Source organism: Microbacterium sp. 71-36 (genome assembly GCF_001898305.1).
Classification (GTDB): Bacteria; Actinomycetota; Actinomycetes; order Actinomycetales; family Microbacteriaceae; genus Microbacterium.
The window spans coordinates 205,742-217,876 of the sequence record NZ_MKTP01000004.1; the positions used below are offsets into that span (position 1 = coordinate 205,742).

Here is a 12,135-nt window from a genome sequence, read left to right on the forward strand (position 1 = left end):
GCGGCGTCCTTTCGTGGCATCCCTCTGGTGCAGTGTCGCGGCGCGGTGTCGCGGCGGGGTTCGGTGTCGCGGCGGGGTTCGGGCTCCAGGACACTCAACGCTCGGGCGGGAGCGCGGCGGCGGGCGGGAGCGCGGCGGCGGGCGGGGACGCGGCGGGGTCGGGCGCGGCGGCGGGCGTGACCACGGCGAGCGTCTGCCCGCGGGTCACGGTGTCGCCGACGTGGGCGTGCAGCGCCACCGTCCCGGCGACGCTCGATCGCACGACGTGTTCCATCTTCATCGCCTCGACCGCCATCACGGCGTCGCCGACCTCGATCGCGTCGCCGTCCGCGACACGCACGAGCACCACCGTGCCGGGCATCGGCGACACGAGGACCGGGTCGACCTCCGCCGCCGCCGCGGTGCCGTGATGTGCGCGCGCGGGCTCCGCCCGCCGCACGGCGCCGCGGTCGGCGATCCAGACGGTGTCGCCGTCGACGAGGGCCGCGAAGGTCCGCGCCGCCCCGCCGACATCCACCGTCACCGTCCCCTCGTCGTGCGATCGCACCCGCGCGGGCCGCCCGTCGACCGACAGCGTGTCGCCGGACCCGCACACCTCGACCGTCCGCCCCTCGCCCGCCACGACCAGGGGAAACCGGCGCGCCGCCGGCTGACCGAGCCGCCACCCGTCGCCGCGCCCCCACGGTCCGGGTCCCGCGGCCGCGGCCCGATCGAGCAGCAGCGCCGCCTCGGCGAACACCCGATCGTCGACGGAGGTGGCCGAAGGCGTGCCCGACTCCCGGGCGATGAGTCCCGTGTCCATGGTGCCGGCCACGACGTCGGGCAGCCCGAGCAGCGCCCGCAAGAACTCGACGTTCGTCGGGAAGCCGAACACCGCCGTGTCACCCAGGGCGGCGACGAGCCTCCGCCGCGCGCTCTCCCGGTCCGGCCCCCACGCGATGATCTTCGCGAGCATCGGGTCGTAGTCGACCGAGACGTCGAGGCCATCCTCCAGCGCCGTGTCAACGCGGATGCCCGCGCCCTCCGGGTGCACCACGCGAGCGACGTGTCCGCCCGTCGGCAGGAACCCGGATGCCGGGTCCTCGGCGTACACGCGCGCCTCGAACGCGTGCCCGGTCAGGGTCACGGCATCCTGGGTCAGATCCAGCGGCTCGCCGGCGGCGATCCGCAGCTGCTGCTCGACGAGGTCGAGCCCGGTGATCTCCTCGGTGACGGGGTGCTCGACCTGCAGGCGCGTGTTCATCTCCATGAAGAAGAACGCGTCCGGGGCGTCGGCCGAGACGATGAACTCGACGGTTCCGGCGCCGCGGTAGCGGACGCTGCGGGCGGTCTCGCACGCGGCCTCGCCGATGCGGGCGCGCGTCGCGGCGTCCAGCAGGGGGGACGGCGCCTCCTCGATGACCTTCTGGTGCCGGCGTTGCAGCGAGCACTCGCGCTCACCCAGGTGCACGACCGTCCCGTGGGCGTCGGCGAGGATCTGCACCTCGATGTGCCGCGGACGGTGCAGGTAGCGCTCGAGGAACAGCGTGTCGTCGCCGAAGCTCGCGGCCGCCTCGCGCCGCGCCGCGGCGAGCGCCGGGGCGAGGTCGGCTGCGTCCTCGACGACGTGCATGCCCTTGCCGCCCCCGCCCGCGGAGGGCTTGATGAGGAGCGGGTACCCGATGCCGTCCGCCGCGGCGATGAGGTCGCCGTCGGTCATCCCGGCGCGCGCGACGCCCGGAACGGTCGGCACGCCGCGGGCCTCGACGGCGTGCTTCGCGGTGATCTTGTCGCCCATCGTCGAGATGGCATCCGGGGTCGGACCGATGAACACGAGCCCGGCCTCCGCGCAGGCGCGGGCGAATGCCGCGTTCTCGGCGAGGAAGCCGTACCCGGGGTGGATCGCCTGCGCCCCCGTGTCGCGCGCGGCCCGCAGGATCGCGTCGACGTCGAGGTAGCTCTGCGCGGCGGCGGCGGGTCCGATGCGTACGGCGACGTCCGCGAGGTGCACATGACGGGCGGCCGCATCGGCGTCGCTGTACACGGCGACCGAGCGGATGCCGAGGCGGCGGAGGGTGCCGATGACGCGGCAGGCGATCTCGCCCCGGTTGGCGATGAGGACGGTGTCGAACATGCGGATCACATCCGGAAGACGCCGTAACCCGGCGCGTCGAGGGGGGTGCGGGAGACGACGTCGAGCGCGAGGGCGAGCACATCGCGGGTCTGGGCGGGTTCGATGATCCCGTCGTCCCAGAGCCGCGCGGTGGAGTAGTACGGGCTCCCCTGTTCCTCGTACTGCGCGCGGATCGGCGCCTCGAACGCCGCCTGATCGTCGGCCGTCCAGGTTTCGCCGCCGGCCTCGATCTGGTCGCGACGGACCGTGGAGAGAACGGATGCCGCCTGCGGACCGCCCATGACCGAGACCCGCGCCCCCGGCCACAGCCACAGGAACCGCGGCGAGTAGGCCCGTCCGCACATCGAGTAGGTGCCGGCGCCGAACGATCCGCCGACGACGACGGTCAGCTTCGGGACCGAGGCGCACGCGACGGCGTTGACCATCTTCGCGCCGTGCTTCGCGATGCCCGCCGACTCGTACTCGCGCCCCACCATGAAGCCGGCGATGTTCTGCAGGAACACCAGCGGGATGCCGCGCTGATCGCACAGCTCGATGAAGTGCGCGCCCTTGAGCGCCGATTCTCCGAACAGCACGCCGTTGTTCGCGATGATCCCGACGCGGTGCCCCTCGATGCGGGCGAAGGCGGTGACGAGGGTCTCGCCGTACTCGCGTTTGAACTCGTGGATGCTGCCGGCGTCGACGATGCGCGTGAGGATCTCGCGGGCGTCGTAGGGGGTGGTGAGTTCGACCGGCACGACGTCCTCGAGCTCTCGCGGGTCCTTCTCGGGTTCGGCGGCGGGTGCTGGCATCCGCTGTTCGGGCGGCGGCAGTGTCGCGACGATGTCGCGCACGATCTCGAGGGCGTGCGCGTCGTTCTCGGCGAGGTGGTCGGCGACGCCCGAGACCCGGGTGTGGACGACCCCGCCGCCGAGGTCTTCGGCGCTCACGACCTCGCCGGTCGCGGCTTTCACCAGCGGCGGCCCGCCGAGGAAGATCGTGCCCTGGTTCCGTACGATCACCGTCTCGTCGCTCATCGCCGGCACGTACGCCCCGCCCGCGGTCGACGAGCCGAGCACCGCGGCGATCTGCGGGATGCCGTCGCGCGACATCCGCGCCTGGTTGTAGAAGATGCGGCCGAAGTGGTCGCGGTCGGGGAAGACCTCGTCCTGCATCGGCAGGAACGCCCCGCCCGAGTCGACGAGGTACACGCAGGGGAGGCGGTTCTCCGCCGCGATCTCCTGCGCGCGGAGATGCTTCTTGACCGTGATCGGGTAGTACGTCCCGCCCTTCACCGTCGCGTCGTTGGCGACGACCATCACGTGCCGACCGTGGACCAGGCCGATCCCGGCGATCACTCCCCCGGCGGGACAGTCGCCGCCGTACATGTCGAACGCCGCGAGCGGCGCGACCTCGAGGAACGGGCTGCCGCGGTCGAGCAGCGCGTCGATCCGGTCGCGGGCGAGCATCTTGCCGCGGGCGGTGTGGCGCTCGCGCGCCCTCTCGGGCCCGCCTTCGGCCACGACCGCGCGCCTCTCGCGCAGCTCCTCGACGAGCGCGCGGTAGTCCTGCGCCATGACGACCCTCCGTTGGGTTATCGGTCTGTAACTGAATTCAGGTTACTGCTCGATAACCGAAGTGTCGAGGGCGCGGGCGACGGGCGCACCCGACGACACCGTCGACCCGGCGAGTGTCCACGACACGCCGCATCGCGACCCCCGCCAACGGCGTGTCTTGGACACTGGGCAGCAGGTCACGCGCGACCCAGCGCCGTCACCTCACCACGAGCTCTTGCGGTAGTCCTTCAAGAAGATGCCGAAGAGGTCTTCGCCGGCCTCGCCGCGCACGATCGGGTCGTACACGCGGGCGGCGCCGTCGACGAGGTCGAGCGGGGCGTGGAAGCCCTCCTCGGCCAGACGCACCTTGGTGAAGTGCGGGCGCTCGTCGGTGATCCAGCCGGTGTCGACGGCGGTCATCAGGATGCCGTCGGACTCGAACATCTCGCGGGCACTCGTGCGCGTGAGCATGTTGAGGGCGGCCTTGGCCATGTTCGTGTGCGGGTGGCCGGGCCCCTTGTATCCGCGCCCGAAGACGCCCTCCATCGCCGAGACGTTGACGATGTACTTCCGCCGCGCCGTCGACGCCGCCATCGCGGGACGCAGCCGGCTCACCAGCAGGAACGGCGCCGTCATGTTCGCCAGCTGCACCTCGAGCATCTCGAGGGGTTCTACCTGGTCGACGTGCTGCGTCCAGCTGTTGATGCGGTCCTCGTCGGGGATGAGTCCGCCGGCGTCGATCGCGGTTCCCGTCATCAGGCGTTCCAGCGACGACGACCCCGCGGCCATCGCCTCGGCCGTCAGCTCCTCGGCCGTGCGCGCGGCCGACGCGAGGATGGGGTGTGCCGACACCGACTGCGCCAGCGCGAGCGGGTGCGCATCGTTGGTGTGGCCGAACGTGACCAGCTCGGGCAGCGGTCCGTCCGGGAGCGGTGCGAGTTCGGCATCCACCAGGGGTTTGTACGCACCCGGCGAGCGCCGCACGGTCTGCGCGGCGTTGTTGATGAGGATGTCGAGCGGGCCATCGGATGCCACCGACTCGGCGAGCCCGATCACCTGGGCGGGGTCGCGCAGGTCGATGCCGACGACCTTGAGCCGGTGCAGCCAGTCCGCGCTGTCGGGCAGCGACGAGAAGCGCCGCACCGCGTCGCGCGGGAAGCGGGTCGTGATCGTCGTGTGGGCGCCGTCGCGCAGCAGGCGCAGCGCGATGTACATGCCGATCTTCGCGCGGCCACCGGTGAGCAGCGCGCGCTTGCCGGTGAGGTCGGTGCGCGCGTCGCGCTTGGCGTGGCTCATCGCCGCGCAGTCGGGGCACAGCTGGTGGTAGAAGGCGTCGACGAGCGTGTAGAGCTCTTTGCAGATGTAGCAGTTGCGCGGCTTGATCAGCTCGCCGGCGTACGGCGTCTCGACGCGGGTCGCGAGCGGGATGCCGCGCGTCTCGTCGTCGATGCGGTCGGCCGCCCCGGTCGCGGTGGCGGCGACCACGGCTTTGTCGGCGTCGGCGATCCGCTGGCGCTTCTCTTTGCGGGACTGCCGCTTGACGTCTTTGTAGAGCTTCCCGGTCTGCCGGCGCAGCGCGATGTAGGCCGGGTCTTCGGGGTCGAGGGCCGAGGCCGCGTCGAGCACGCGCAGCGCGATCTCGAGCTCGTGGGGATCGATGGATGCCACGCGGCCGGCCTCGCGATCGGGTGTCGGGAGTGTTTCGGGCACGGAAGAGTGTACCGAGGCGCGGCTGGGAGGCACCCGGGGCGGGCCCACCCGACTCGGTGTCCACGACACGCGGGCGGTAGCGCGCGGCATCCGCGTGTTCTGGACACTCAACGCTTCACGCGCGGCGTCGACGCGTGTCCTCGACGCGACGCGACGCGGCGCGGGCGTCAGGGTTTGCCGTTGTCGACCCACCGCGTGTGCGACTTGAGCGCGTGCGTCACCGCGAGTCGCACGGCGAAGTACACCGCTCCGCCGATCACCGCGAGGCCGACGGCCCACGCCAGCAGGAGAACGATCACGTGGAGCCCGCCCATTGCCACCATCCGGCGACTCTAGCCGCGGGTGCCGGCGCGGCCAAGCGTCCTGGCATCCGTTCGCCAGAACAGGGGATGCCACGAGAACAGGCCGCATCGCGCGAGATCCGTCCTGTCCTCGGCGAATCGCCTGTTCTCAGCGCGCGGCCGAGTGCGGTGCCGCGGCGCCGGGTCAGCGCACCGCCACCGCCGCGGCATCCACCGCGCGCGGAGCCGATGCTGCCCGCCGGTCGGGGTCGAAGCGCAGCAGCACGCGCTGCATGCGGACCTCGACTCCCCGGTGCAGCACCCAGGCGAGGCCGAGCGAGATCGCGAACGCCACCGCGGCGAGTCCGATGGCACGGGGCCAGTGCAACTCCGGGTGTCCGTCGGGCCACGCCGACGAGACCGACGCGATGACGAGCAGGTGCACGAGGTAGAACGCGAACGACAGGCGTCCGAGCTCCTGCCACACCGGGCCGGCGAGGAACGTCGACGAACGGTGCGCGTCGGCCGACGCGAGCGCGGCGACGAGCAGCGCGAAACCGCCGACGGTGATCGTGAGGCCCGGGTGGATGTCGGTGCCGGGGAGCGCCGGCGCCTCGGAAACGGCGTACCCGAGCACCGCGAGCGGCACCGCGAGGCGGAGCGACGCCGGACGCCACGCCGTCTGCTTCATCAGCAGCGCCAGCACCACGCCCAGGACGAACTCGGGCAGCCGCAGCAGCGGGGTGGATGCCGCGGACATCGGCACGGGCGAGCCGGCGGCGATCGCGGGGGCGAGGGCGACGAGCACGAGCGCCCCGGCCGCGACGGCCCAGAGGACGCGGGCCGAACGCCCGGCGACCAGGCGGATCACCAGCGGGAAGGTCAGGTAGAAGAACGCCTCGCAGACCAGCGACCAGCTCGCGGGATTCCCCGCCTGCCACCAGTCGGGAACCCACCCGCTGAGCAGCAGCACGTTCGCACCGAGCGGCGCGACGCCGTCGGTGCGGATCTCGGGAATCAGTGTGGCGGCGGCGATCACCGCCAGCATCACGCCCACGACGTGCAGCGGATAGATGCGGGCGGCGCGATGCAGCCAGAACGAGCGTGCCGTCTGCGCGGGCTTGTACCCCCACGCCAGCACGAACCCGGACAGGATGAAGAACAGCGTGACGCCGGTCTTCCCGGCTTCGAAGACGAATCCCCACAGGTCGCCCGCGCGCCCGCCGAAGTACTCCACAGCCATGAGGTGGTGGCCGAAGATGAGCATCGCGGTGAGCCAGCGGAGTCCCGTGAGCGAGGGAAGGTGCCGCGCGGCCGGCGGACGACCGGATGCCAGAGCCCGGACGTCGGGACGGGGAGCCGTCGTGGTGGTCATGCTGGTCATCGCCTCCCGGAACGCTCGCGTCGGCGGCGCGAAGGCCGCGCAGACCCGGAACGTTACCCGTTCGTGATGTAGAGAAGCCTGAGAGACGCCGGGCTTGACGAGCACCGCGGGCCGTGGCATCCGCGAGTCAGTAGTCTTCGCCCATGTCCGACCACGCGGTTCCCAACCTGCCGTCTCGCGATCTCGACGCGACGGCCTCTTTCTACGGCGCGTTCGGGTTCGCACGGGAGTATCGCGACGATCAGTGGCTCATCCTTCGGCGCGGAGAGCTCCGACTGGAGTTCTTCCCGCACCCCGACCTGGTGCCCGAGGAGAGCTCCTTCATGTGCAGCCTCCGCGTCGATGATCTCGACGACCTGTACGAGCGGATCGCCGCATCCGGCGTCGCCGAGACGACGACCGGGCGTCCCCGACTCCATCCCGTCCGGATGCAGCCATGGGGGCAGCGGGCGGGGTTCCTCATCGACACGGACGGCACCCAGCTGCACCTGATCGAGAACGCCGACTGAGGCGCCGTCGCCCTCGTCTCCCCGCGGACACGCGGCGAGCGGAGGAGATCCGGGCAGCGGAGGACCGGTCGCGGCTGAAGGGCCCTCCCTCCGCCGAATCTCCTCCGCTCGACCACCGCCTCCGCACCCCCGACCCGGCCACACGGGGGACGAGGATGCCGGGAAACCGCGCCGGCACGACTCCGGCGCCCGTCAGCCGCGCGGCGCCTGCAGCAGCATCCCGAACGTGCGCAGCGTGTCACTCAGGCCCACGGACGCGTCGAGCAGCCACTGGATCTGCAGACCGTCGGATGCCGCGATGAGCAGCGCCGCGAGGTGGTCCGCCGACACGTCGTCGCGGATCCGCCCCTCGGCCTGCTGCGCGCGGAACGTCTCGCCGAGCTCGGCGCGCAGCCGCTCGAAACGGGTCGTGAAGTAGTCCTTGCCGACGCCGCTGTCTACCTCGAGCGCGGCGGCGACGAGGGTGGAGTAGAGCTGCACGAACCCCGGAACCTCGACGTTCGCGGTCGCGGCGGCGATCATGCCTTCGACACCCCCGTCCACCGGATGCGCCGCCTCCGCCTCGGCCTGCTTCGCAGCGGCGTGGTCGTAGACGGCGACGAGGAGCTGCTCGCGCGAGTCGAAGTAGTGCAGGAGCGCGGCGTGCGAGACGCCGATCGACTCGGCGATGCGCCGCAGCGACGTCCCGTCCGCGCCGCGGCGACGGAACACCTCGATCGCCCGGTCGAGGATCTCCTGACGTCGTTCGACACCTCGCCGCCGCTGCCCGGGGCGGCCGATCGTGGCATCCTCGCTCATCCGCCCACCTTCTCGCATCCGTCGGGACTAGCGTAACCTCCACATGGAGGTTAGAGTGACGACACGGCCCCTTCGGCCCTCAACGACGATCTGTAGAAGGACTCCGATGACCACCTCCCTCCCAGAAGCCTCGGTGCAGCTGTACACGCTGGCATCCGAGTTCTCGGCCGACATGTCGGGCTCGCTCGACAAGCTCGCCGCCCTCGGCCTCCGCAACGTCGAGGCGTTCGCGTTCGTCGACCGCCCCGCCGAGATCCGCGCGGCCCTGGATGCCAGCGGCCTGGCCTCCCCCACCGGCCACGCCCCGCTGCTCAGCGACGAACTGTGGACGCCCGACGGCTCGATCCCCACGCCCGCACCCGAGGTCGTGTTCGAGGCCGCAGCCACGATCGGCATCCAGACGGTCATCGACCCGTTCGTCTCGGCCGACCGCTGGCTCACCGAGGACGGCGTCGCCGACATCGCCGAGCGCCTCAACCGCGCCGCCGACGTCGCCGCGACGTTCGGCTTGAGCGTCGGCTACCACAACCACGCGCAGGAGTTCGTGGCCGACTTCGACGGGCAGACCGCCTACGACCGCTTCGTGTCGCTCACCGACGCGCGCGTGCAGCTCGAGCTCGACCTGTTCTGGGCGCTGACCGGCGGCCAGGACGTGCCCGCCCTCGTCGCGAAGCTCGGCGACCGCCTCACGGCCGTGCACGTCAAGGACGGCGTCGTCCCGGCATCCAACCCCTGGGGTCCGGACGCCGCCGAGCTGTCGACCGCGACGCTCGACCAGCGCCACGCCGGCACCGCCGACGTCCCGCTCGCCGAGTCGCTCCGCGCGGGCAGCGGCATCCGCTACGCCGTGATTGAGTACGACCGCGCCCCCGGCGACGTGTTCGCCGACATCGCCGCGAGCCTGGCATTCCTCAAGGACGGCGGGTTCGTCGCATGACCCGGCCCCTCGGAGTCGGCGTCATCGGCGCAGGCGTCATCAGCCAGACGTACCTCGAGAACCTCACGTCGTTCCCCGACGTGAACGTCGTCGCCGTGGGCGACCTGCTGCCCGACCGCGCGCGGGCGAAGGCCGAGGAGCACGGCGTCCCCTCCGCCGGCACCCCCGATGACGTACTGGCGAACCCCGACGTCGATCTGGTCGTGAACCTCACGATCCCGCAGGTGCACGTCGAGGTGTCGTCGGCCGCCATCGCCGCGGGCAAGCACGTCTGGACCGAGAAGCCGATCGGCCTCGACCGCGACGCGACCCGCGCCCTCCTCGCGCAGGCGGATGCCGCGGGCCTGCGCATCGGCTCCGCGCCCGACACCCTGCTCGGACCGGGATTCCAGTCCGCCAAGCGCGCGATCCAGAAGGGCGTCATCGGCGAGCCGATGTTCGTGCAGACGTCGTTCCAGACGCAGGGCCCCGACCTGTGGCATCCGGATCCCGAGTTCCTGTTCGCCCGCGGTGCGGGTCCGCTGCTCGACATGGGTCCGTACTACTTCTCGGCCCTGGTGAGCCTGCTCGGCCCGATCGCCGCGGTGACCGCGCGCGGTTCGCGCCCGCGCCTCGAGCGCACGATCCACGCCGGACCCCGCGCGGGCGAAACGTTCCCGGTCGAGGTCCCCTCGAGCATCCAGGTGCTGTCGTCGTTCGCGGGCGGCCAGCACGGCACGCACCTGATGAGCTTCGACTCCGCGCTCGAGCGCCACGGCGTGCTCGAGATCCACGGCACCGAGGGCTCGATCGTGCTGCCGGACCCCAACCGCTTCGACGGCCGCATCGCGTACGTGAAGCCGTTGGGCGTCATCCGCGACGGCATGCGCTTCGAGCAGGACTGGGTCGAGATCCCCAACGAGGGCACCGTCGTCGGCCGCGGCATGGGCGTGCTCGACATGGCCCGCTCGATCGCCGCCGACCGTCCGCACATCGCCACGGGCGAGCTCGGGTTCCACGTGCTCGACGTCATGCTGTCGGCCGAGGAGTCGTCCGCCACCGGCCAGACGCTCGAGATCGGCAGCACCGTGGCCCCCGTGCCGCTGCTCAACGAGGGCTTCGACCCCTTCGCGTCGACGCTCTGACGCGCGCACTTCCGCCCCGTGGTGTCCTGTGGATGCCACGGGGCGGTGGTGTTTTCCGGGCGGTGGTGTTCTCGGGGCGTAGGGGTGCGGCGGGGTCGGGTGGGGGTCCCGGCGGTGCCGGGGGGGGCCGGGCTCGGGCTCCGGGCTCGCGCTCGGTGTCCAAGACACGCGGACGGGATGCCGTGGCATCCGCGTGTCCTGGACACTCAACGCCGCGCGCTCGCCACGGCCTCGCATCACCCCGGCGAGTGTCCAGGACACGCCGCATCGCGACCCCCGCCAACGGCGTGTCCTGGACGCTCGACGCCGCACGAGCGAGGGCGCCGGGCCCGGCCACGGGTCCGCCACGGCAGAGTGCTTGACTGAGGGGGTGGATCTCGAGCGGTGCGGGCCGGACGACATCGAGGCACTCACGGCGTTCCTCGGCGAGGTGGATCTCACGCGGAGCGGCCTGGATGCCGCGAGCGTGCGGCTCTGGCTCGCGCACGACGGCACGGGCGTGATCGTCGGCAGCACCGGCTACGAGATCAGCGGCGACGGTGACCACGCGCTGATCCGCAGCGTCGCGGTGAGTGCGGACCAGCGCTCACGCGGTCGCGGGAGTGCCCTCGCGACCTTCGCGCTCGCGCGCGCGGCCGAGGAAGGCGCGCGCAGGGCGTGGCTGTTCAGCCGGCGTTCGGGTCCGTTCTGGCAGAGCCTCGGGTTCGAACCCGCCGATCGCGACGAGCTCGCCGAAGTCCTGGCCGACACGCACCAGGTGCGGCTCTTCCGGCAGACCGGCCAGTTGGGACGGGAGGTCGCCTGGTCGCGCCCCCTGGCGGCGGGCGAGTAGCTGCGGGAGATTTCACCCGGTTCACTCTTTTCCCAGGTCAGATGCTGTTCCCGGGATGGCTAAGGCTCCTCCACAACCCACAGACGACGGGATCCATCCCCCGTCGCCCGTTCGAGCCCGCTCTGATGTCGGACCCCCTCGCTAGCATGCATGCATGTCCTTCGATTCGCGTTCACCGCTCCCCGATGACGGGGCTGTCGCCCTGTCGGCGGTGCTGGTCGAGGTGCGGGGAGTGGATGCCGAGGTCGCCTCCGCCGAGGCCCGGCGGGTGCGGGCGTTAGCCCGGGCGGGGCACCTCGCCCTCGATGCTTCCGCGGGGCTGCGGGCGGTGTCGCGGGCGGCCGAGATGGCGCTGCGGGAGGTCGCGTCCGAGATCGCGGCCGCGTCACACCTGTCCGATCGCGCCGTGCAGGGACAGATCGGTCAGGCGATGACCCTCACCGACGACTTCCCCGTCACCCTGGACGCGTGGGAAGCGGGGGCCCTGGCCCACGCGCACGTGCGGGTGATCGTGGATGCCGGGACCCCACTGCCGCCGGAGCGTCGGGCGGAGTTCGACGTCCTCGCCGTCACCACCGCCGAAGGACTGAGCCCCGGGCGGTTGAAGGCGCGACTGGCGGCGTTGGCGGAGGCGCTGCAGCCCACCACCCTCACCGAACGCCACCGACGCGGCCGAGAGACCCGGTGCGTCCGCGTCGTTCCCGGGGTCGACGGGATGTCCGACCTGATCGCGACGCTCCCGACCGTGCTGGCGGTGGGGATCTACGACCGACTCGTGCAACAGAGCGCCGCGATCATCGACGCACGCCGGGACACCCCGCGAGAGGGGCCGCAGTCTCCCGCGGGCACCGGGATCGCCGTCAACACGCACGGCGCCGAGGGTGGGGCCGCGGGCAGCGGCGGGTGGGCGGA

General features: G+C 72.0%; 11 protein-coding genes. 5 read left to right on the top strand and 6 right to left on the bottom strand.

Annotated features, from left to right (window positions below):
- Positions 1–94: 94 nt before the first annotated feature.
- The 5 genes from BGO45_RS12445 to BGO45_RS12465 all read right to left on the bottom strand — a co-directional run bounded on the left by BGO45_RS12445 (position 95) and on the right by BGO45_RS12465 (position 7,014).
- Positions 95–2,113, bottom strand: coding sequence for a biotin carboxylase N-terminal domain-containing protein (locus BGO45_RS12445; RefSeq protein ID WP_292694708.1), 2,019 nt, complete (start codon positions 2,111–2,113; stop codon positions 95–97).
- Between the two features lie 5 nt (positions 2,114–2,118).
- The gene (locus BGO45_RS12450; protein WP_292694710.1) at positions 2,119–3,669 is read right to left on the bottom strand and encodes a carboxyl transferase domain-containing protein; all 1,551 of its coding nucleotides are present in this window, start codon (positions 3,667–3,669) and stop codon (positions 2,119–2,121) included.
- A 201-nt stretch (positions 3,670–3,870) separates the two neighbouring features.
- Positions 3,871–5,358, bottom strand: a complete 1,488-nt coding sequence (locus BGO45_RS12455; protein WP_292694712.1) for an SDR family oxidoreductase — start codon at positions 5,356–5,358, stop codon at positions 3,871–3,873.
- 167 nt (positions 5,359–5,525) lie between these two features.
- The gene (locus tag BGO45_RS12460; protein ID WP_292694714.1) at positions 5,526–5,681 is read right to left on the bottom strand and encodes a hypothetical protein; all 156 of its coding nucleotides are present in this window, start codon (positions 5,679–5,681) and stop codon (positions 5,526–5,528) included.
- Between the two features lie 163 nt (positions 5,682–5,844).
- Positions 5,845–7,014, bottom strand: coding sequence for an acyltransferase (locus tag BGO45_RS12465; protein ID WP_292694716.1), 1,170 nt, complete (start codon positions 7,012–7,014; stop codon positions 5,845–5,847).
- 152 nt (positions 7,015–7,166) lie between these two features.
- Between BGO45_RS12465 and BGO45_RS12470 the strand changes: the two genes are divergently transcribed.
- A complete protein-coding gene (locus BGO45_RS12470; protein ID WP_292694717.1) occupies positions 7,167–7,532 on the top strand; it encodes a bleomycin resistance protein in 366 nt (121 codons plus the stop codon).
- Between the two features lie 192 nt (positions 7,533–7,724).
- Here the strand turns inward: BGO45_RS12470 and BGO45_RS12475 are convergent, their stop codons facing one another.
- A complete protein-coding gene (locus tag BGO45_RS12475) occupies positions 7,725–8,330 on the bottom strand; it encodes a TetR/AcrR family transcriptional regulator (RefSeq protein ID WP_254845572.1) in 606 nt (201 codons plus the stop codon).
- A gap of 106 nt (positions 8,331–8,436) precedes the next feature.
- On the opposite strand from BGO45_RS12475, the gene BGO45_RS12480 reads away from it, so the two are divergent.
- The 4 genes from BGO45_RS12480 to BGO45_RS12495 form a co-directional block, all read left to right on the top strand.
- Positions 8,437–9,267 carry a sugar phosphate isomerase/epimerase gene (locus tag BGO45_RS12480; protein WP_292694720.1) on the top strand — a complete coding sequence of 277 codons (831 nt, stop codon included), beginning with the start codon at positions 8,437–8,439 and terminating at the stop codon, positions 9,265–9,267.
- Positions 9,264–10,391 carry a Gfo/Idh/MocA family oxidoreductase gene (locus BGO45_RS12485; protein WP_292694723.1) on the top strand — a complete coding sequence of 376 codons (1,128 nt, stop codon included), beginning with the start codon at positions 9,264–9,266 and terminating at the stop codon, positions 10,389–10,391. The genes BGO45_RS12480 and BGO45_RS12485 overlap by 4 nt, the downstream gene beginning before the upstream one ends.
- A gap of 370 nt (positions 10,392–10,761) precedes the next feature.
- Positions 10,762–11,223 (top strand): GNAT family N-acetyltransferase, encoded by a 462-nt coding sequence (locus tag BGO45_RS12490; RefSeq protein ID WP_292694725.1) that lies wholly within the window; start codon positions 10,762–10,764, stop codon positions 11,221–11,223.
- Positions 11,224–11,377: 154 nt separating this feature from the next.
- On the top strand, positions 11,378–12,135 hold a 758-nt coding region (locus BGO45_RS12495), incomplete at its 3' end, for a DUF222 domain-containing protein (protein WP_292694727.1).